At 66.9% G+C, this 20,037-nt stretch carries 24 protein-coding genes; 7 read left to right on the forward strand and 17 right to left on the reverse strand.

Annotated features, from left to right (window positions below; all coding sequences use genetic code 11):
* A partial coding sequence (locus tag FKP22_RS04070; protein WP_211361298.1) for a Nif3-like dinuclear metal center hexameric protein occupies positions 1–409 on the reverse strand: 409 nt, incomplete at its 3' end.
* Between the two features lie 20 nt (positions 410–429).
* Here FKP22_RS04070 and FKP22_RS04075 point away from each other — a divergent pair.
* On the forward strand, positions 430–1,656 hold the full coding sequence (locus FKP22_RS04075) for a Do family serine endopeptidase (protein WP_141285436.1): 1,227 nt from the start codon (positions 430–432) through the stop codon (positions 1,654–1,656).
* Between the two features lie 46 nt (positions 1,657–1,702).
* Here the strand turns inward: FKP22_RS04075 and tatC are convergent, their stop codons facing one another.
* From tatC to FKP22_RS04145, 14 genes are all read right to left on the reverse strand, one after another.
* Positions 1,703–2,497 (reverse strand): twin-arginine translocase subunit TatC, encoded by a 795-nt coding sequence (gene tatC / locus FKP22_RS04080; RefSeq protein WP_141285438.1) that lies wholly within the window; start codon positions 2,495–2,497, stop codon positions 1,703–1,705.
* Entirely contained in the window at positions 2,494–2,997 is a 504-nt protein-coding gene (gene tatB, locus FKP22_RS04085; RefSeq protein ID WP_141285440.1) for a Sec-independent protein translocase protein TatB, read from the reverse strand. The genes tatC and tatB overlap by 4 nt, the downstream gene beginning before the upstream one ends.
* 82 nt (positions 2,998–3,079) lie before the next feature.
* A complete protein-coding gene (tatA, locus tag FKP22_RS04090; protein ID WP_141285442.1) occupies positions 3,080–3,316 on the reverse strand; it encodes a Sec-independent protein translocase subunit TatA in 237 nt (78 codons plus the stop codon).
* 167 nt (positions 3,317–3,483) lie between these two features.
* Complete coding sequence (locus FKP22_RS04095) at positions 3,484–3,831, reverse strand: histidine triad nucleotide-binding protein (protein WP_141285444.1); 348 nt, start codon at positions 3,829–3,831, stop codon at positions 3,484–3,486.
* A 1-nt stretch (position 3,832) separates the two neighbouring features.
* Positions 3,833–4,198, reverse strand: a complete 366-nt coding sequence (locus FKP22_RS04100) for a DUF4870 family protein (RefSeq protein ID WP_141285446.1) — start codon at positions 4,196–4,198, stop codon at positions 3,833–3,835.
* Positions 4,195–4,545, reverse strand: a complete 351-nt coding sequence (locus tag FKP22_RS04105) for a phosphoribosyl-ATP diphosphatase (protein ID WP_141285448.1) — start codon at positions 4,543–4,545, stop codon at positions 4,195–4,197. The genes FKP22_RS04100 and FKP22_RS04105 overlap by 4 nt, the downstream gene beginning before the upstream one ends.
* Before the next feature lie 34 nt (positions 4,546–4,579).
* Positions 4,580–4,984, reverse strand: coding sequence for a phosphoribosyl-AMP cyclohydrolase (hisI, locus tag FKP22_RS04110; RefSeq protein ID WP_141285450.1), 405 nt, complete (start codon positions 4,982–4,984; stop codon positions 4,580–4,582).
* Positions 4,985–5,006: 22 nt separating this feature from the next.
* On the reverse strand, positions 5,007–5,456 hold the full coding sequence (locus tag FKP22_RS04115) for an NUDIX domain-containing protein (RefSeq protein WP_141285452.1): 450 nt from the start codon (positions 5,454–5,456) through the stop codon (positions 5,007–5,009).
* A complete protein-coding gene (locus FKP22_RS04120) occupies positions 5,453–6,346 on the reverse strand; it encodes an ATP-binding protein (RefSeq protein ID WP_141285454.1) in 894 nt (297 codons plus the stop codon). Before FKP22_RS04120 ends, FKP22_RS04115 begins: the two co-directional genes overlap by 4 nt.
* 125 nt (positions 6,347–6,471) lie before the next feature.
* Positions 6,472–8,328: a bifunctional metallophosphatase/5'-nucleotidase gene (locus FKP22_RS04125; protein ID WP_231012639.1), complete on the reverse strand. Its 1,857-nt coding sequence runs from the start codon at positions 8,326–8,328 to the stop codon at positions 6,472–6,474.
* 164 nt (positions 8,329–8,492) lie between these two features.
* Positions 8,493–9,149, reverse strand: coding sequence for a nucleoid occlusion factor SlmA (gene slmA / locus FKP22_RS04130; RefSeq protein ID WP_141285476.1), 657 nt, complete (start codon positions 9,147–9,149; stop codon positions 8,493–8,495).
* A gap of 41 nt (positions 9,150–9,190) precedes the next feature.
* Positions 9,191–9,904 (reverse strand): pyrimidine 5'-nucleotidase, encoded by a 714-nt coding sequence (locus FKP22_RS04135; RefSeq protein WP_231012637.1) that lies wholly within the window; start codon positions 9,902–9,904, stop codon positions 9,191–9,193.
* 8 nt (positions 9,905–9,912) lie between these two features.
* Positions 9,913–10,821 carry an acetylglutamate kinase gene (argB, locus tag FKP22_RS04140; RefSeq protein WP_141285456.1) on the reverse strand — a complete coding sequence of 303 codons (909 nt, stop codon included), beginning with the start codon at positions 10,819–10,821 and terminating at the stop codon, positions 9,913–9,915.
* Between the two features lie 156 nt (positions 10,822–10,977).
* Positions 10,978–13,071 carry a pectate lyase-like domain-containing protein gene (locus tag FKP22_RS04145; protein WP_233446803.1) on the reverse strand — a complete coding sequence of 698 codons (2,094 nt, stop codon included), beginning with the start codon at positions 13,069–13,071 and terminating at the stop codon, positions 10,978–10,980.
* Between the two features lie 430 nt (positions 13,072–13,501).
* Here FKP22_RS04145 and FKP22_RS04150 point away from each other — a divergent pair, with 430 nt between their 5' ends.
* Together FKP22_RS04150 and FKP22_RS04155 are read left to right on the forward strand one after the other, a co-directional pair.
* Positions 13,502–13,792, forward strand: coding sequence for a copper-binding protein (locus tag FKP22_RS04150; RefSeq protein ID WP_141285458.1), 291 nt, complete (start codon positions 13,502–13,504; stop codon positions 13,790–13,792).
* A 67-nt stretch (positions 13,793–13,859) separates the two neighbouring features.
* Positions 13,860–14,408, forward strand: coding sequence for a phasin family protein (locus tag FKP22_RS04155; RefSeq protein WP_141285460.1), 549 nt, complete (start codon positions 13,860–13,862; stop codon positions 14,406–14,408).
* A 66-nt stretch (positions 14,409–14,474) separates the two neighbouring features.
* Here FKP22_RS04155 and FKP22_RS04160 read toward each other — a convergent pair whose 3' ends face one another.
* A complete protein-coding gene (locus FKP22_RS04160; protein ID WP_141285462.1) occupies positions 14,475–15,968 on the reverse strand; it encodes a carboxypeptidase M32 in 1,494 nt (497 codons plus the stop codon).
* Between the two features lie 95 nt (positions 15,969–16,063).
* Positions 16,064–16,546, reverse strand: coding sequence for a YqaA family protein (locus FKP22_RS04165; RefSeq protein WP_141285464.1), 483 nt, complete (start codon positions 16,544–16,546; stop codon positions 16,064–16,066).
* 145 nt (positions 16,547–16,691) lie between these two features.
* On the opposite strand from FKP22_RS04165, the gene dusB reads away from it, so the two are divergent.
* From dusB to FKP22_RS04185, 4 genes are all read left to right on the forward strand, one after another.
* Positions 16,692–17,735 carry a tRNA dihydrouridine synthase DusB gene (dusB, locus tag FKP22_RS04170; protein WP_141285466.1) on the forward strand — a complete coding sequence of 348 codons (1,044 nt, stop codon included), beginning with the start codon at positions 16,692–16,694 and terminating at the stop codon, positions 17,733–17,735.
* A 97-nt stretch (positions 17,736–17,832) separates the two neighbouring features.
* Complete coding sequence (locus tag FKP22_RS04175; RefSeq protein WP_141285468.1) at positions 17,833–18,072, forward strand: Fis family transcriptional regulator; 240 nt, start codon at positions 17,833–17,835, stop codon at positions 18,070–18,072.
* Between the two features lie 38 nt (positions 18,073–18,110).
* Positions 18,111–19,724: a bifunctional phosphoribosylaminoimidazolecarboxamide formyltransferase/IMP cyclohydrolase gene (gene purH, locus FKP22_RS04180; RefSeq protein WP_141285470.1), complete on the forward strand. Its 1,614-nt coding sequence runs from the start codon at positions 18,111–18,113 to the stop codon at positions 19,722–19,724.
* A gap of 73 nt (positions 19,725–19,797) precedes the next feature.
* On the forward strand, positions 19,798–20,037 hold a 240-nt coding region (locus FKP22_RS04185), incomplete at its 3' end, for a MarR family transcriptional regulator (RefSeq protein WP_141285472.1).

Below are 20,037 nucleotides of genomic sequence, written 5' to 3' on the forward strand. Positions count from 1 at the left end.
CACGTGTGCCCAGGAAGCCCAGGGACTGCTCGGCAAAGCGGCCGTCCGCCGTCCAGCCCAGCTGCAGCGCCAGCTGCGCGTTGTTGCCCAGCTCCGCGTGCGCATCCAGCGGCAGGTGGTAGGCAAACAGGTTCAGGCCGCTGGCCATCAGGCGCTCGACGCGGGCCTTCAGCCAGCCCGTCAAGCGCCCATCCTGGCCGCGCCAGAACAGGCCGTGGTGCACGATCAGCGCATCGGCACCTGCATCGATGGCTGCCTCGATCAAGGCCAGGCTGGCGGTGACGCCGGAGACGATCTTGCGCACCTCCGGCTTGCCCTCCACCTGCAGACCGTTCGGCCCATAATCCTTGAAACGTTCAGGCTGAAGCCACTGGTTGAGAAGGCTCTCGATCTCGGCTCTCGCGGCCATGGGCTCCATCCTTCCAAGTCATGCGCAGAATCTGGCTCATTTTCTCCCAGGCCGTCACCGTCGCGGTGGCCATGGTGTTTGTGGTGAGCACCTTCAAGCCGGGCTGGCTGCAGCAGCGCCCGCAGGCCTGGTGGCCCAGCAACACCCGCGCCGAAGGCGGCACGGTGCCGGTGCAGGTGGCAGACGTCAACGTGCCGATCCAGCCGCTCAGCGCGGCCGCGCGCAAAGCGTCGCCCGCCATCGTCAGCGTGACCGCCAGCCGCAGCGCCAAGCCTGGCGCTTCAGCGAACTCGCAGGACCCGTGGTTCCGCTTCTTCGGCCAGCGCGGCAAGCCGCAACTGATGCCGCAGGAAGAAACCGAGCCGCAGGTCGGCCTGGGTTCAGGGGTGATCGTCTCGCCCGAGGGTTACCTGCTGACCAACAACCACGTGGTCGAAGGCGCGGACCAGATCCGCGTGCGGCTGTCGGACGGCCGCGAGGCCAAGGCCAAACTGGTTGGCACCGACCCGGAAACCGACGTCGCGGTGCTGAAGATCGACCTGGACCGGCTGCCGGTCGTGAGCCTGGGCCAGATGGACCAGCTGCAGGTGGGCGACTCGGTGCTGGCCATCGGCAACCCCTTCAACGTCGGCCAGACGGTGACCGGCGGCATCATCAGCGCGCTGGGCCGCAGCGGGCTGGGCCTGTCGACCTTCGAGAACTTCATCCAGACCGACGCCGCGATCAACCCCGGCAACTCCGGTGGTGCACTGATCGACGTCAACGGCAACCTGATCGGCATCAACACCGCCATCTACTCGCGCAGCGGCGGCAGCCTGGGCATCGGCTTTGCCATTCCCATCGACCTGGCGCGCCAGGTGATGGAAGGCCTGGTGCGGGACGGCCAGGTGACCCGCGGCTGGATCGGCGTGCAGCCGCGCGACCTGGACCCGGAATTCGCGCAGAGCTTCAAGATCCCGGTCGAAGAAGGCGTGCTGATCACCGGCGTGCTGCAGGACGGCCCGGCCAGCAAGGCCGGCATGAAGCCGGGCGACGTGGTGGTGCGCATTGCCGGCCAGCCGATCCGCAACACCTCGCAGTTGCTGAACGCCGTGGCTGCGCTCAAGCCGCTGAGCGACACCGTGATCGGCGTGCAGCGCGGCAACCAGGCGCTGGACCTGACGGTGCACGTGGCGCAGCGACCCAAGGCACAGGTCCAGGCACCGCAAGCCCCCGGGCCGATGGACGAGGAAGACGACGCGCAGTGAGCGCCCAAGTCACGCGGCGGCAAGGCGCCGCGTCCGGCTCAATGCATCAGGTGGAGGACGAGGGGGACGAAGCGTCCGCGTCCGGCGCCTGGGTGTGCTTGATGAACACCTTGGCGGCGATCAGACCCACCTCGAACAGCAGGCACATCGGGATCGCCAGCGAGAGCTGCGAGACCACGTCCGGCGGCGTCAGGATGGCGGCAATGATGAAGGCCAGCACGATGAAGTAGCCGCGGAATTCGCGCAGCTTCTCGACGCTGACCACGCCCATGCGCGTCAGCACCACCACCACCACCGGCACCTCGAAAGCGGCGCCAAAGGCGATGAACATCGTCATCACAAAGCCCAGGTAGGCCTCGATGTCAGGCGCGGCCGTGATGCTCTTGGGCGCAAAGCCCTGGATGAACTTGAAGACTTGGCCAAAGACGAAGAAGTAGCAAAAGGCCACGCCTATCAGGAACAGCAGGGTGCTGGAGATCACCAGCGGCAATACCAGCCGCTTTTCGTGGTTGTACAGGCCAGGCGCCACGAAGGCCCAGACCTGGTAGAGCACGATCGGCAGCGCCAGCAGGAAGCCGGCCATCAAGGTGATCTTCAGCGGCACCAGGAACGGCGAGATCACGTTGGTCGCGATCATCGTCGCGCCCGCCGGCAGCGAGTGCACCAGCGGCGCGGCGAGCAGGTCGTACAGGCCGCCAGGACCTGGCCAGATGGCCAGCGCGCCGAAGGCAATGCCGATGGCGATCACCGACTTGACCAGGCGGTCGCGCAGCTCGATCAGATGAGAGACAAACGGCGCTTCGGTGCCCGCCAGTTCGTCTTGAGGTTCAGGACTGCTCATGTGGAAGACGAAGATCCGCTGTGGGGTGGGCGGAAACGCGCCACACGGGCCGCACCGGATTGGGCATGCTGGCGCACGCCATTGCGTTGCTTGTACCAGCGCGGCACCGCACCGCGCTTGACCCGCCAATGCTTGCGCGGGGGCTGGTAGACGGGCGGCGGCGGGCTCCAGTCGACAGCGGAGGCCGAACCGGACGTGCTGTTCAGGCCATCCGCGGCCTCGGACCAGGTCTTTTCCAGTTCGGTGGAGGCCGAGTGGATTTCCTGGCGCACGCTGTTGCTGACGTCGTTCGCCGCGGTCTCGAACTGGCTCTTCATCTTCTGAAGCTCCTCCAGTTCGATCGAGCGGTTGACCTCGGCCTTCACGTCGGCCACGTAGCGCTGCGCCTTGCCCACCAGGTGACCCACGGTGCGGGCCACGCGCGGCAGCTTTTCAGGGCCGATCACGATCAGGGCCACAGCCCCGATCAACGCGATCTTGTCAAAACCAAAATCAATCATGCGAGACCCGGGCGGACATCACGAGGCGACGCGGCTGCGCCGCAAAGGCGCAGACAGCGACGTTGCAAGCCAAGTCAGCCGCTCAGGATTTGCGGCGGGCTTCCACGTCCACCGTGTCGGCGTCCGCGGTCTTCGGGCTGCCGGTGACTTGCTGGTTCGGCGGCACCGGCGCATCGCTGCCGCCGTCGCGCATGCCGTCCTTGAAGCCCTTGACGGCGCCACCCAGATCGGAGCCGACGTTCTTCAACTTCTTGGTGCCGAAGATCAGCACCACGACGACCAACACGATCAGCCAATGCCAGATGCTGAACGATCCCATGACGATTCTCCAGAAAACGAATGCGTTGATTCTACGGGGCCGTCCGTGACGGTCCTCGGGCAGGAGGCGCAAAACGCCCCTGCAGCAAGATGGGGTCGCGACGGCGCGGCGCAAGCCGTGTCCGCCACGTCCGGAGGGTCTTGTCCGAGAGGACTCGTCCTGTCAGCTCAAGCTTTGGCCCATGGGCGCGGGCCGCCAACAGCGTGCATGTGCAGGTGAAACACCTCCTGCCCGCCGTCAATGCCGGTGTTGATCACCTGCCGGAAGCCGTTGGTGACACCCGCCTCGGCCATCAGCTTGGGCGCCAGCACCATCAGCTTGCCCATCAAGGCCTGCTCGGCCGGCGTCACGTCGACCATGGAGACGATGTGGCGTTTCGGGATCAGCAGCAGGTGCACCGGCGCCCAGGGCTGGATGTCCTTGAAAACCAGGACCTCGTCGTCTTCGAAAACCTTCTGCGCCGGGATCTGGCCGGCGACGATCTTGCAGAAGATGCAGTTCGGATCGGCACTCATGTCAGACCGGCACCGGCATCGGCTTGCCGTCGCTCCAGTTCAGGAAGCCCTTGACGATGCGGTAGATGACCCAGATGCCATCGGCCGCCCAGACCAGGAAACCCAGACCCAGCATCCAGAACGTGGCCCAGCCCACGATGAACCACAGCAGGCTCCACCAGAAGGTACGGATCTGCCAGGTGAAGTGGCTGGCGTAGATCGTGCCCTGCGTGTCCTCGCGCTTCACGTAGTTGATGATGATCGCGACGATGCTGGTCAGCGTGCCGGTGAAGATGCCAACGGCATACAGCACGTACACGATCATCGTCAGCTGCTTCAGATTGGCCACCCGTTCTGCAGACGGCGTGGTGTCGTAAACCTCGTTCATGAACCCTCCTGTTGTTCCCTGACTTGCGCCTTGCGCGCGGCAAACTCTTCCAGGCCGGACAGGCCTTCGCGGCGTTCCAGCTCGGCCAGCACCTCGGCCGGCGACAGCCCGAACTGTGCCAGCGCAATCATCGAATGAAACCAGAGATCGGCCACCTCGTAGACGATCTTCTGCCTGTCGCCATCCTTGCCCGCCATCACGGTTTCGGTGGCCTCTTCGCCGATCTTCTTCAGGATCGCATCGGTGCCCTTGTGGAACAGGCGAGCCACGTAGCTCTTGTCCGGGTCGCCCTGGCGGCGGGTCTCGATCACGGCATGCAGCCGCATCAAGGTGTCCTGGGAGGTCATCGTCGAATCTCGGTGAAAGTCTGGAAAGGAAAGCTCAGCGGTAGATGGTGCCAGGATCCTTCAACACCGGCTCCACCGCGCGCCATTCGCCATCTTCCAGCCGCTCATAAAAGCAGCTGTGGCGGCCGGTGTGGCAGGCAATGCCGGGCTCATGGCCGTGCTGGGTGATCTTCAGCAGCACGACATCCTGGTCGCAATCCAGCCGGATTTCATGCACCGTCTGGAAGTGGCCGGATTCTTCACCCTTGTGCCACAGCTTCTGCCGTGAGCGGCTGAAATAGACCGCCTGGCCCAGCTCGACCGTGCGGGCCAGCGCCTCGCGGTTCATCCAGGCAAACATCAGCACGTCGCCGCTGCCCTGCTCCTGCGCGATGACGGGCACCAGCCCGTCGCGGTCCCAGCGAACGCGGTCCAGCCAGGCGGAGGATGCTGTGCTCATGCCGGCGAGTGTAAGAGCAGCTTCAACCATGGTGAGTGGGCCCGGCATGGTGTCGCTCTTGGGCAAACCACTCGAGGACCGGAATCGTGCCCGGCAGCACCGGCTGGCTTTGGACCGGCAGCTGCTCCCAGGCCATGGTCTGTTGCTCGCGCATCTGGAACTCGCCCTGCCAGTCGAACACCTTGCAGAAATGCAGCCGCACACGGGCATGCGGATAGTCCATCACCAGCTTGCGCCAGGCATGGCTCTCACCGATGGTGATGCCCAGCTCCTCGTGCAGCTCACGCGCCAGCGCCTGGTGCACGCTTTCGCCGGCTTCCAGCTTGCCACCCGGGAATTCCCAGTAGCCGGCATAGACCTTGCCCTCGGGCCGCGAGGTCAACAGGAAACGGCCTTCGTTGCCAGCGGCATCCCGCTCGATCAGCACGCCCACGGCCACGTCGACAGGCGTGCGTTCCGTGGCCTCGCTCACGATGCATCCTCCACTGCGCCGATCGCGCGCCGGCCGGCCAGATCGCGGGCGAACTGGTAGGCCACGCGGCCGGAACGCGAACCACGCTCCAGCGCAAACAGCAGCGCCTGGGGCCGGGCCGCAGCAATCGCCGCCTCGTCCAGCGCAAAGTGCGACAGCCACTGGTGCACGATGGCCAGGTACTCGTCCTGGCTGAACGGATAGAAGCTGATCCACAGCCCGAAGCGCTCGGACAGCGAGATCTTCTCTTCGACCACTTCGCCCGGGTGCAGCTCGCCGTCCTCGGTGTGGCGGTAGCTGAGGTTGTCCTTCATGGTCTCGGGCAACAGGTGGCGGCGGTTGCTGGTCGCGTAGATCAGCAGGTTGTCGCCGGCCGCGGAGACGGAGCCGTCGAGGATGGACTTCAGCGCCTTGTAGCCGGGCTCGCCTTCCTCGAAGCTGAGGTCGTCGCAGAAGACGATGAAGCGCTCGGGCCGGCCGGACACCAGCTCCACCAGGTCCGGCAGGTCCACCAGGTCGGCCTTGTCGACCTCGATCAGGCGCAGGCCTTGCGCCGCGTATTCGTTCAGGCAGGCCTTGATCAGCGAGCTCTTGCCGGTGCCGCGCGCGCCGGTCAGCAGCACGTTGTTGGCGGTGGCGCCGGCCACGAACTGCGCGGTGTTGCGCTGCAGCCGCGTCTTCTGGCCGTCGATCTCCTGCAGGTCCGCCAGCCGGATGCCGGCCACCAGTCGCACCGGCTCCAGCCGTGCCTGGCCTTTGCGCTTGCGGTAACGGAAGGCGGCCGAAGCGGTCCAGTCAGGCGCCGGCAGTGGCTGCGGCAGGTTGGCTTCCAGGCGGGCCAACACCCGCTCGGCACGGGCCAGCAGCGGTTCGAGATCGTCCAGGGTCATGGGCGGCAAGTGTAGGGGAGGCCCTGTCGTTCCATCCTGGCCTCCCCGGCCTGCAGCCTTCGCGATCCGCGGGCGCTGCCTTGCCGCCCGCGGTCACTCCAGCACGGTCACGCCAGCACGGTCGCTCAGGGACAGACGGTGCCCGCGTCCACGCGCACGATGCGCGGCTTGCCGAGGTTGGCCGCGGCCGGGTCGTACGGCGGGTTCGGCGCCTGGGTACCGGCCAGGTAGGCGGTCAGCGCATCGATGTCCTGCCCGCCGCCCACACGGTTGGTGCCGCCCTTCAGCACGCTGAAGCCATCGCCACCATCGGCCAGGAAGTTGTTGACCGTGACACGCCAGGTCTTGCCCGGGTTCAGCACGGTGCCGCTGACGTCCACCACGGTTTCGCTGCCGGCGCTGGTGGTGATGGTCAGATTGCGCACCTTCGCGCCGCAGGCCTGGGCGTTGTCCCACTCGTAGTGCACGCCGTTGGACGGCAGCAGCACCTTGGAGAAGGTGACCTGGCCGAAGCAGTTCGGGAACTGCTGCTCCAGCGTGTCGTGCAGCTGCTGGTTGCTCAGCGTCAGCGTCACCAGGCTGTTGCCGAAGGGCTGCACAGTGAAGGATTCGCTGTAGGTCACGTTGCCGTCGCCTTCGCCGATGGGGCTGCCGGCGTAGATGAAGCCCGGGCTGCGCACGCCGCCCGGGTTCATCAGCGCCAGCTGCGCGCCGCCGGCCTGCACGGTGGCGGCCAGCTGCGAGTCGGCGATCAGGTCACCGGCGGGCATGTTGCAGGCGGCGTCCTTGGTGTTGGGCACATCGGCGGCAATGCGGCCGATGACCTGGTTGGCGACTGGTGCCACCAGCGTCTTGTAGCCGGCGACGATGCCGGCGATCTGCGCGTCCGGCGTGATCGCCACGTTGCTGCGGTCGACCACCACGTTCTTCGCGGTCACGGCCACCACGTCGCGGTTGCCGCGCTGCAGCGTCAGGTCGATGTCGGTCAGCACCCGGCCTTGCGTGTTGGCGCTGGTGACCGGGATGTTGCGACCCGAGGCCAGCGGCAGCTGGCAGTTGTAGGCCGCGTGGGTGTGGCCGCTGATGACCAGGTCCACCGCATCGTCCAACTGGCTGACGATGGTCTTGATCGGCGAACCGTCCAGGTTGCCCACGCAAGCGTTGATGTCCACCGGCGTGGTGCCCGTCTGCGCGCCGCCCTGGTGGATCAGCACGACGATGGCTTCCACGCCGGCCGCCTTCAGCACCGGCACCAGGTTGTTCACCGCAGTGGCCTCGTCGGTGAACACCAGGTCCTTGATGCCGGACGGCGAAACGATCTGCGGCGTGTCCTTCAGCGTCATGCCGATGAAGGCGACCTTGATCTTCTTGCCTTCGATGTCGAAGGTGCGCGTGCCATAGGGCGGGAACAGGGTTTCGCCGTTTTTCTTCTTGACCACGTTGGCGGCCAGGAACTTGAACTTCGCACCTTCGAACGGCACCGGCGTGCCGACGCTGGCGCCCTTGCAGGTGTTGGCGGTGTCGGTCGGGTGGCAGCCACCCTTCTGCATGCGCAGCAGCTCGTCCTTGCCTTCGTCGAACTCGTGGTTGCCCACGGCGTTGAAGTCCAGGCCGGCGCGGTTCATGGTCTCAATGGTCGGCTCATCGTGGAACAGCGCCGAGATCAGCGGGCTGGCGCCGATCAGGTCGCCGGCCGAGACGACCACGGTGTTCGGGTTCGCGACGCGGGCGGCGGCAATGTAGCCGGCCACGTAGTCCACGCCACCAGCGGGCACCGCAGCGGTACCGGCATTGGTGAAGGTGCCGGGCGATTCCAACGCGCCGTGCAGGTCGTTCAGCGCGAGGATCTTGATCGTCAGCGTCGGCTTGGCCTTGGCGGTGGCGGCCGGGACCGAAGGCGCGGCGGCGGTCGCCAAGCCAGGCTGGGCGCAGGCGGCCAGCGCGATGCTGGCGGCCAGCAGGCTCATCTTGAAAACGGACATGGCAATTTCCCTGGGGTTCATGTGGTGCCCTCATTGGAGATCGCCGGCGTGACATCTGCTTGACGCCCCCACGGCCGGCACTAGGGATTGCCCTTGGCCCGCCAGCGCCTCAAGCTTCGCCAACTGCAACAAGACGTGAGCGCCGCAGCAAGCGGCTCCGCCATTCAGCCGAGCAAGTGCAAGGCCACGTCCAGCTGTTCGGTCGGCAGGCGCTTGAAGCCGCTGCGCGCGTAGCGCTGCAAGCGGCCGATGACCAGGCAGGTCAGCGCCGAGGCCTGGCCGTTGGCCTGCACCGTGGGCGTGGCCACGCCGGCCTGCTCGGCCGCCACCCGCAGGCTTTGCCGCAGCTGGGATTCGACACGGTCGAAAAACTGGCCCATGCGCAGGCCCAGGCGTTCGTTCTCGAAGACCAGCGCGTCACCCACCATCACGCGGGTCATGCCGGGGTTCTTCTCGCCGAACTGCAGCAGCACCTGCACCATGCGGTGGGCCTGCAGGGCGCCGGTGATCTCGCGCTCGGCGATCTGGTTGATCAGCGTGAAGACGCTGGATTCGATGAACTCGATCAGGCCCTCGAACATCTGGGCCTTGCTGGCGAAGTGGCGGTACAGCGCAGCCTCGCTGACCGACAGACGCGCGGCCAGCGCAGCGGTGGTGACGCGGTCGGCACCGGGCTGCTCCAGCATCGCCGCCAGGGTCTGCAGGATCTGCACCCGGCGCTCGCCCGGCTTGGGCCGTTTGCGGGCCACCGCCACGGCGGGATCACCAGCGGCTGCCACAGCAGCCAACGGTGCTTGCGCAGCAGCAGACACCTCGGGCATACCCGGCACGGACAACTCAGACGCTTCGGGCATTTCGGACATCACAGCACACTTCGCAACTGTTGAAGCGAGCGGATTCTGGCATACACATAGGGGGGGCGGCGGCGCCAATTTTGGGTCCCCGGCAGCGTGTGCGCAGCCCTCAGCCAGCGCTGCATCCAGACCGTGCGCATGCCCAAGGAATGTGCCGCCTTCTGGTGCGCCAGCGTGTCTTCCACCAGCACACAACGGTGCGCCGGCACGCCCAGCCGCGCCACCAGCGCCTGCAGCATGCGCCTGTCCGGCTTCGGCCGCAACTGGCCGAACATCGCCATCTGCTCGATCGCGACCACGCCATCGAACAAGCCGCGCAGCCCCAGCGCGCCCAGCACCCGCTCGGCATAGGCCAGCGGCGCGTTGGTCAGGATCAGCCGCGGGCCGGGCAGCCGCTGCAGCGCCGCCACGTCGTGTGCATGCGTCTGCAGTTGCTGCTCCAGGCCGGGCAGCACATGCGTGTTGTGCAGGAAGTGGTTGGCGTTCACGCCGTGGTGGCGCACCAGGCCGAGCAAGGTGGCGCCGTAGCGCTGCCAGTAGAGCTGGCGCAGCCGGTGCGCCTCGCCAGCCTCCAGCCCGAGCTCGCGCGTCATGTAGGCGCCCATGCGCTCGTTGATGCCGCGAAAAGCCGAGGCAGACGCGTTGTGCAGCGTGTTGTCGAGGTCGAACAGCCAGACACGCTCGCCCTCGCGCAGGCGCGCCACGCGGCGCACAGCCTTCACGGCAGCGCTCAGTGTGAGCGGATCATCGTGCCGTAGGCCTGCTCGGTCAGGATCTCCAGCAGCATCGCATGCGGCACCCGGCCGTCCACCACGTGCACGGTGTTGACGCCGCTCTTGGCCGCGTCGATCGCGCCGGCCAGCTTGGGCAGCATGCCGCCGCTGATGGTGCCGTCGGCGATCAGGTCGTCGATGTCGCGTGCCGTCAGTTCGGTCAGCAGCTCGCCGGCCTTGTTCAGCACGCCCTTGATGTTGGTCAGCATCATCAGCTTCTCGGCCTTCAGCACCGTGGCTAGCTTGGACGCCACCAAATCGGCATTGATGTTGTAGCTCTCGTTCTTCTCGCCGAAGCCGATGGGGCTGATCACCGGGATGAACTGGTCGTCCTGCAGCGCCTTCACCACCGCCGGGTCGATGGCGGTGATCTCGCCGACCTGGCCGATGTCGTGCTCCTTGCTCGGGTCATCCTTGTCGGCCAGCTTCATCTGGCGCGCGCGGATCAAACCGCCGTCGCGCCCGGTCAGGCCCACGGCCTTGCCGCCGGCGGCGTTGATCAGGCCGACGATGTCCTGCTGCACCTCGCCGCCCAGCACCCACTCGACGACCTCCATCGTCTCTTCGTCGGTCACGCGCATGCCCTGGATGAAGGTGCCCTTCTTGCCGATCTTGGCCAGCGCCTCGTCGATCTGCGGGCCGCCGCCATGCACCACCACCGGGTTCATGCCGACCAGCTTCAGCAGCACCACGTCCTCGGCGAAGTCCTGCTGCAGGGCCGGGTCGGTCATGGCGTTGCCACCGTACTTGATGACGATGGTCTTGCCATGGAACTTGCGGATGTAGGGCAGCGCCTGGGCCAGGATCTCGGCCTTGTCGCGCGGCTGGATGTGGGCCAGGGAGTCGTCGGCGGGCTGGGTGCTCATGGTGGTGCTGGCGGCGCCAGTGCTGAAAGGGGATTGGCCGGCATTCTAGGGATTTGCGTTGGTGGCAGCGGCCCAATTGCGACCGAAGCCAGCCGAAAGCAAAAAGGCCCGCCGCATCGCTGCAGCGGGCCCGGCCGTCAGATCAGCGGAAAGGGATCAGGGAAAGTTGATCACGTTGACCGGCACCGTGGCCGTGCCCTGCGCGGCGCCGCCAGTGTTGTTGATCACGTGGTCGATCACGCCCACGCCGCCCAGCGAAACCGTCAGCGCGCTGTGGAACCTCACGCCCGCGACGGCCGGCACCTCGAAGGCGTGCGCCGCGTGGATGCTGGGGTTGACGTTGAAGTAGCAGTAGCTGCCCACGCCCCAGGCTTCGTGGGTGGTCACGCTGTCACCCACCTTGTAGGCCGCGTAGCCGATGGCGTCCGCGCGCCAGGCGGCCTGGCTGGGCGGGTCGTACGGCATCTCGTTCTGGAAGAAGATGGTCCGGCCACCCTGGCCATTCCACACCACGTTGAACTTCTGGTAATGCTCGACGAACAGGCCGGTGGCCAGCACGTTGTTGCCGTTGACCAGCACGCCGGTGTCGGCCGTGTTGATGGTCCAACCGGTGGGCTGGCTGCCATGGTCCGCGCGCCAGGCCCAGATGTGGTCGATGATGACGTTGTTGCTGTTCACCACCAGGCTGTTCGTGGCCTTGCCGGCGACCGCGCCGCCAATGCGGAAGTACACGTCCTGCACCGAGCTGGGATTGCCGGCATGCGAGACGACCGAGGTGGTGTCACCGAAGCTCAGCAGCGCGTTGCTGTTGACCGTGCCGGCATCGAACAGCAGGCCGGCGATGGACACGCCGTCCACGTCGGACACCAGCATCGCGTTCACGCCGTTGTCCGGCACCAGCGTGGGGAAGCCGATGCCCAGCACCACGGTGCCGGCACGCGTCACGCGGATCGTGTCGCTCAGGTGGTAGGTGCCGGGCGTGAAGAACAGGTTCAGGCCCTGGGCCAGCGCGGCGTTCAGCGTGGCGGTGCTGTCGGTCGGCTTGGCGACGTAGAACTGGCTCATCGGGATGGACGTGCCGGCGCTGGCGCCATTGGCCCAGCTGGCGCCGGAAGCATTCGTGCGCGTGCTGGGCACGAAAACGCGGTACTTGCCTGCGCTGTCCACGTACAGGTAGGGCTTGTCGCGCGACACCGGCGTGGTCGCCAGCGCGGTGTACGGCGGCGACGGGAAGCTGGTCGCCGGGCCGCCGACGACGCCGGAGAACACCATGTTCCACACGCCGTCGTACCAGTTGCCCAGGTTGCTGTCCCGCGTGTACCACTGCTGCTGCGAGCCGGAAGCGATCAGGCCGTCGACCTTGGTGTCGGCGATGTAGCCGCCGCTGGCGTAGCCCTGGCCGTTGCCCTGGTTGGACGGGCCCAGCACCAGGTTGCCGAGGATGTGCAGCCGACGCATCGGCGCAGCCTGCGACACAGCCCAGCGGTTGGTGCCGCCATTGGGGATCAGCGCCAGGTTCTCGGCCGAGCGCCAGAAGTTCTGCGTCGCGTTGCCCTGGTCGCCGTAGTTCCAGCCGCTGTCCACGTTGACCGTGCCGCTCAGCGTCACGTCGTCCGGGTTCTGGCCCAGGCCGGCGATGGCGGTGTAGAAGCCCAGGTTGGCGTATACGCCGTTGTAGCTGCCGGGCTTGAACAGGAAGGCATGGCGCTGGCTGCCGAACTGCGCGGTCGGGCTCAGCAGTTGGCCGTTGAAGGCCGCGTCCAGCTTGGACTGGATGGTGGCGATCGACGTGGCAGTGTCGAAGATCGACACGTTGGCACCGAAGTCCGGCGTGTCCGAGGTCGGCGGAGGCGTGGTGCCACCCACCGTGTAGGTTTCCTGCGGCGTGTCATAGGCCGGGTTGCCGTTGTTGTAGGTAAAGTTGAACCTCAGCACGGTGCCCGAGGCCACGCCGTTGACGGCCTGCTCCCAGCGCGCGTTGGCCGACGAATACGTCATGCGCACGTTCAGCTGGCCGCCGCTGTTGACGCTGTAGTGCGCGTCGACCCAGGTCGTCGCCACGTTGGACTTGAACCAGATCGTCGCGGTGCTGCCGGAAACGGCAACACCATCGGTGTAATCCGCCGCACGGGCTGGCAGCGCGAAACTGCCCAGCAGCAGCGCGCAGATCGAGAGCCAGACCCAGGCCAGGGACCAGGTCGGCGTCGCTCGCGGGCTGCGCCGCATTGCGCCGCCTCCCAGGTTTGCCATGGATGCATGCATGCCCTTGTCTCCTTCTTCACATGAGCTGCGCCACAGCGGGCGCATGGAGGGCAGGCTTGTTGGCGCAAGGCCCTCAACCCGCCCACGAAGCGAAGCAATGGCATCCAGACTGCCTGCCGGCGGCTTCGCGGAGGCGGATTCTGGAACCGATTCCAATTTCGTCCATCAGGGCCGAACTGCGCAACTTCACACCAGGCGTGTCCGGCGTGTCGGGATGTTTCGGGATCGGGCTTCGCTTCGTCACTGCAGCGCTGCCAAACATGGCATCAGCCTGCGCTGCAACAGCTCCGCAACAGTTACGGTTGCTCACATGCGGCCGCGAGCCCGGTGCTCGGTCTACCATCGGGCATCGCCGTGACGGCCCAGGTCATCCTGTGCTGGCTCCACCGCGTTGCAGTCAGGCAAGGAGAAATCTGAAATGAACACCTGGACCCCGCGTTGGGCCCGCATGTTGACCGGCCTGTCCCTGGCCGGCCTGGCCCTGGTGGCGCATGCCACCGATGGCGAAATCCGCAAGATCGACACGGCGCAGGCCAAGGTCACGATCAAGAGCGGCGCGATCAAGAACCTGGACATGCCCGCGATGACCATGGTCTTCAAGGCCCGCCAGCCCTCGCTGCTGAACGGCCTGGCCGAAGGTGACCTGGTCGTCTTCGAGGCCGACAAGATCGACGGCCAGTACACCGTGACCGCCATCCGCAAGAAGTGAAACCTGCAGGCGCACCGGCCTCAAGCCGGCGCGCCTGCGCTGTTTTTTTGACTGGAGAGACTCGCCCATGCCCAACCACCGCAAGGACTTCGACCCCGCCAGCCTGTTCGACGGCCCGCTGGCCGACGCGGTGAAAGCCTCGGCGCAGCAGATCTGGCTGGCCGGCGTGGGCGCGTTTGCCAAGGCCCAGGAAGAAGGCAGCAAGGCCTTCGACACGCTGGTGCAGGAAGGCGCCGAGTTGCGGCGCAAGCGCCAGGGCACGCAAGCCGCAGCCGAAGACAAGTTCGGTGAGTTCGGCGAGACGCTGAACGCGATGGCCGGCGAGGCCATGCACAAGGCCGGCGCCTCGTGGGAAAAGCTCGAAGCCAAGTTCGAGGCCCGCACCGCCCAGGCGCTGAAGAAAATGGGCGTGCCGACAGCGCAGGACATGGCCTCGCTGAGCGCCCAGGTCGAGGCGCTGACGGCACAGGTCGCCAAGCTCCACGCCCAGTTGCACAAGAGCAAGCAACAAAGCGCCAGGACCGCCTCGGGCTTGCGCGCGAAGAAGGCGGCGGCTGCAGCAGCCAAGCCGGTTCGCAAGACGGCCCGCAAACCGGCGGGCGGCAGCGCCGACTGAGCCGCCCTCGCGCCATGAAAAAAGACGGCTCGCGGGCCGTCTTTTTCGTTGGGGCCTGGCGTCGCTTCAGCTGAGGTAGCGCTGCGTCAGGTGGGCGCGGAAATGCGCGGGGTTCAGCGTCTCTCCGCTGGCGCGCAGCGCGAGTTCGTCGGTGGTCCAGCGGCTGGCCTGCTGCCAGATGTTGCGCTTGAGCCAGTCGAACACCGGGCTGAGGTTGCCGGCAGCGATCTGCTCATCCAGCGCCGGCATTTCGCGCCGCATTGCGGCGAACCACTGTGCGGCGTACATCGCGCCCAGCGAATAACACGGGAAGTAGCCGAAGGCGCCGGTCGGCCAGTGCACGTCCTGCATCGGGCCATCCTTGTAGTTGCCGCGCGTGTCCTGGCCCAGCAGGTCGCGCATGCGCTCGTCCCACATCGCCGGGATGTCTGCCGCCTCGGCCTCGCCTTCGATCAGCGCACGCTCGATCTCGAAACGCAGGATGACGTGGGCCGGGTAGGTCACCTCGTCGGCCTCGACGCGGATCAGGCTGGGCTTCACGCGCGTCAGCAGCTTGTGCAGGTTGGCCGGCTCGAAGGCCGGCTGCGCGCCGAAGGCCTCGCTGACCAGCGGCGACAGCAGCCTGGCAAAACCCGGGTGGCTGCCCAGCTGCATCTCGAAAGCCAGGCTCTGGCTCTCGTGGATGGCCATCGAACGCGCCAGCGCCACTGGCTGGCCCAGCAGGTCGCGCGGCAGGTTCTGCTCATAGCGGCCGTGGCCGGTCTCGTGCACCGTGCCCATCAGGCTGGGCAGGAAATCGTCTTCGTAGAAGCGCGTGGTCAGGCGCACGTCTTCCGGCACGCCGCCCGAAAATGGGTGGGTGCTGACGTCCAGCCGGCCCGCCGAAAAATCGAAGTCCAGCAGCTTCATCACGCGTTCGCACAGCGCGCGCTGGGCCGGCAGCGGGAACGGGCCGACGGCCGGCACCACCGTCTCGCGGGCCTGGCGTTCGCCCACCGCACGGATCAGCCCCGGCAGCCAGGTGCGCAGCTCGCCGAAGACGCGCGCCGCGGTGGCGCTGGTCATGCCGGGCTCGTACTGGTCCATCATCGCGTCGTACAGGCCCAGGCCGCTGCGCTCGGCCAGCAGCCGCGCTTCCTCGCGCGCAACAGCCAGCACCTCCTGCAGATTGGGCAGGAAGCCGGCCCAGTCATTGGCCGGCCGTTGACTGCGCCAGGCGTGCTCGCAGCGCGAGGTGGCCTGGGAGCGGCGTTCGACCAGCGCTTCGGGCAACGCATTGCTGCGCCGCCATTCGCGCGACATTTCGCGCAGGTTGGCGCGCTGGGCTTCGTCCAGTTGCTCGGCTTCGGCGCCGCTCAGCTGGGCCTGCAGCATCGGATCGGTGCGCATGCGGTGCAGCAATCCTGCCATTTCGGTGAGCGCATCGGCCCGCGCCTGGTTACCGCCAGGCGGCATGTTGGCGGCCTGGTCCCAGGAGGCCATGCTTTCCAGATGAGTCAGCCGGTGCAGGCGGCCATAGGTGCGCTTCAGCGCTTCGTAGTGCGGATTGGCGATCGACATCGGGCCATTGTGGGCCCGGCCGTTGTCACAATCCGGCGGAAATAACCCGGCGGCTCTCCCCCTCTTGGGGGATGGCAGGGCCGGGTACGCTTGGCTCAAGCCGCCGCGTGTGGAAACCAGTAGAGCGCCACCGAGGTCATCGTCAGGTAGCGCGCGGCCTTGCCGATCAGCATGTAGCCCACGCAGGGCCAGAACGGCAACCGCGACCAGCCGGCCAGCGCGCACAGCGGGTCGCCCACCAGCGGCAACCAGCTCAGCAGGCAGGCCTTGGGGCCGAAACGCTGCAGCCAGGCCAGCAGCCGCATCTCGCGCGGTGGGCGGTGCTTCACATGCTCCCAGGCCTTCTCGGCACCGTAGCCAGTCCACCAGCTGATCGCGCCGCCCAGCGTGTTGCCGGCGGTGGCCACCGCGATCGCTGGCCAGAACAAGTCGGGTTGCAGGTAGAGCAGCCCCAGCAGCGCCGGCTCCGAGCCGAGCGGCAACAGCGTGGCCGAGATCAACGCGACGACAAACAGCGTGGACAGGCCGAAGCTCGGCAGCGCCAACCAGCCGAGCAGGGATTGCAACCAAAGCTCCATGCGTCGATTGTCACCGCCAGGATGTCCGCGGACCGGACGGGGCCGCTCTATAATCTTGCCTCCTTTTTGAGCAACCGGCGCGCCGCCTGCCGGCCACGCTCCGCCTCTCCCCCGCCCGCCACCCACACGCTTTCGCACCGAACCCATGCAGCTCGGCCCCTACACGCTCCCGAACGCCTTGTTCGTCGCCCCCATGGCCGGGGTGACGGACCGGCCGTTCCGCAAGCTGTGCAAGCAGTTGGGCGCGGGTTATGCGGTCAGCGAGATGGTGACCTCGCGCAAGGACCTGTGGCAGTCGCTGAAGACCTCGCGCCGGGCCAACCATGAAGGCGAAAGCGCGCCCATCGCGGTGCAGATCGCCGGCACCGAGCCGCTGATGATGGCCGAGGCCGCGGCCTACAACATCGACCGCGGCGCGCAGATCATCGACATCAACATGGGCTGCCCCGCCAAGAAGGTCTGCAACAAGTGGGCGGGTTCGGCGCTGATGCGCGACGAGCTCGGCGCACTGGCCATCGTCGAGGCGGTGGTCGCCGCCTGCGCGCCGCGCGGCGTGCCGGTCACGCTGAAGATGCGCACCGGCTGGTGCGACACCGAGCGCAATGCGCTGGCGCTGGCAAGGGCGGCGGAGAGCGCCGGCATTGCGATGCTGACGATCCACGGCCGCACCCGCGAGCAAGGCTACAAGGGCTTTGCCGAACATGACACGGTGGCCGCCGTGAAGGCCGCGCTGCGCATCCCGGTGGTCGCCAACGGCGACATCGACTCGCCCGAAAAAGCCGCCGACGTGTTGAAGCACACCGGGGCCGACGCTTTGATGATCGGCCGCGCCGCACAAGGCCGGCCGTGGATCTTCCGCGAGATCAGCCATTTCCTGGCGACCGGCCAGCACCTGCCGCCACCGCCCACGCGCGACGTGCAGCGCTGGCTCACCGAGCACCTGCTGGATCACTACCAGCTCTACGGCGAGGAAGCCGGCGTGCGCAGTGCGCGCAAGCACATTGGCTGGGCGGTGCGTTCATTGCCAGGTGGCGAGGCCTTCCGCGCGGTGATGAACACGCTGGACGATGGCCAGGCCCAATTGGGCGCCGTGCGCACCTTCTTCGACGACCTGGCCGACACCCACCCGCTGCTGCCTTCGCTGCCCGCCTGGGCAGCCAACCAGGACCTGATCGAACAACAAGCCTGAACCCGGCCCTCGGACATCCCGCCGGGATGCCCGGCGGGCCTGCTTTTTCTTTTCCCCTGAGGACCGGCAGCTGTTTGCCGGCCAAGCTGCCAGAGCCATGAGCAAAAAGAACATCGAGGAGTGCGTCCGCGAGACGCTGGACCAGTATTTCCAGGACCTGCACGGCGCCGAGCCACATTCGCTGCACGACATGGTGATCCGCGCGGTCGAGAAGCCGATGCTGGACGTCGTGATGCGCCAGGCCGAGGGCAACCAGAGCAAGGCCGCCGAATGGCTGGGCATCAACCGCAACACGCTGCGCCGCAAGCTCGTTGAACACAAATTGCTGAAGCCCTGAGCTCGGCCCGATTCATTTTTCCTTCCGCCATCGCCACCATGTCCACCCTCACCGCCCTGCTCTCGGTCTCCGACAAGACCGGCATCGTCGAATTCGCTCAAGCACTGCACGCACAGGGCATCAAGCTGCTGTCCACCGGCGGTACCGCCAAGCTGCTGGCCAGTGCCGGCCTGCCGGTCACCGAAGTCTCGGAGATCACCGGCTTCCCCGAGATGCTGGACGGCCGCGTGAAGACGCTGCACCCGCGCGTGCACGGCGGCCTGCTGGCCCGCCGCGACGTGCCCGAGCACATGGCCGCGCTGAAGGAACACGGCATCGGCACGATCGACCTGTTGATCATCAACCTCTACCCGTTTGCACAGGCCACCGCCAAGGCCGACTGCACGCTGGACGACGCGATCGAGAACATCGACATCGGCGGCCCGGCGATGCTGCGTGCGGCCGCGAAGAACTGGCAGGACGTCGCGGTCGTGATCGACCCGAGCGACTACCCGCAGGTGCTGGCCGAACTGAAGGGCCAAGGCCTGCAGCGCGCCACCAAGTTCAAGCTGGCCAAGAAGGTGTTCGCCCACACCGCCGCCTACGACGGCATGATCACCAACTACCTCACCGCGCTGGAAGCCGGCGCCGAGGAGAAGACCGCCGAAGTGCCGGTTCGCGCCGAGTACCCGGACGTCTTCAATCTGCAGCTGAGCAAGGTGCAGGGCATGCGCTACGGCGAGAACCCGCACCAGAGCGCGGCGTTCTACAAGGAAGCCAAGCCGGTGGAAGGCACGCTGTCGCAATGGACGCAGATCCAGGGCAAGGAGCTGAGCTTCAACAACATTGCCGATGCCGACGCGGCCTGGGAATGCGTGAAAGCCTTCGACCTGCCGGCCTGCGTGATCGTCAAGCATGCCAACCCCTGCGGCGTGGCCGTGGGCGCCACGCTGCTGGAAGCCTACGAGAAGGCGCTGAAGACCGACCCGACCTCGGCCTTCGGCGGCATCATGGCCTTCAACCGCCCGGTGGATGCCGACGTGATCGAGGCCATCAACGCGCACAAGCAGTTCGTCGAAGTGGCGATGGCGCCGGCCTTCACGCCGGCCGCCCGCGCGGCCTATGCCGCCAAGCAGAACGTGCGCCTGCTGGAAGTGCCGCTCAGCAAGCTGAGCAACCCGCTGGACTTCAAGCGCGAGTCCTCGGCAAACACGCTTGATTTCAAGCGCGTTGGGGGCGGCATGCTGCTGCAGTCGGCCGACACCATCGACATCGTCGGCGAGCTGAAGGTCGTCACCAAGCTGCAGCCCACCGCGCAGCAGCTGGAAGACCTGCGCTTTGCCTGGACCGTGGCCCGCTTCGTCAAGAGCAACGCCATCGTCTTCTGCAAGGACGGCATGACCTTCGGCGTTGGTGCCGGCCAGATGAGCCGCCTCGACTCGGCCCGCATCGCCAGCATCAAGGCCCAGGCCGCCGGCCTGAGCCTGGCCGGCACGGCCGTGGCCAGCGACGCGTTTTTCCCGTTCCGTGACGGCCTGGACGTGGTGGTGGACGCAGGCGCGACCTGCGTCATCCACCCGGGCGGCTCGATGCGCGACGAAGAGGTCATTGCCGCGGCCGACGAACGCGGCATCGCGATGGTGCTGACCGGCACCCGCCACTTCCGCCACTGAGCGGCCGCCCTGCAAAACCGGCTTCGGCCGGTTTTTCTTGCGCCAGATACTTCGCATACGAAATAATGATGCCATGTCGCCTGCCCGCGCACCCCGCCCGCCTCGATTGATCTTCCTGCTCAACAGCGCCCAGCGCCGCTTGCAGCAATGGATGGCCGTGCTGCAGTCTGAAGCCGCCGCCAGCGGCGAACCTGCGCCCACGCCGGCGCAGGCCGGGCTGCTGTTCGTGCTGGCCAAGGAAGACGGCGCCACGATGGGCCGTGTCGCCCAGGCGCTGGACCTGGCGCCTTCGGCCGTCTCGGGCCTGGTGCAG

The sequence above is a fragment of the Ideonella azotifigens genome, from assembly GCF_006519715.1.
GTDB lineage: Bacteria > Pseudomonadota > Gammaproteobacteria > Burkholderiales > Burkholderiaceae_C > Ideonella > Ideonella azotifigens.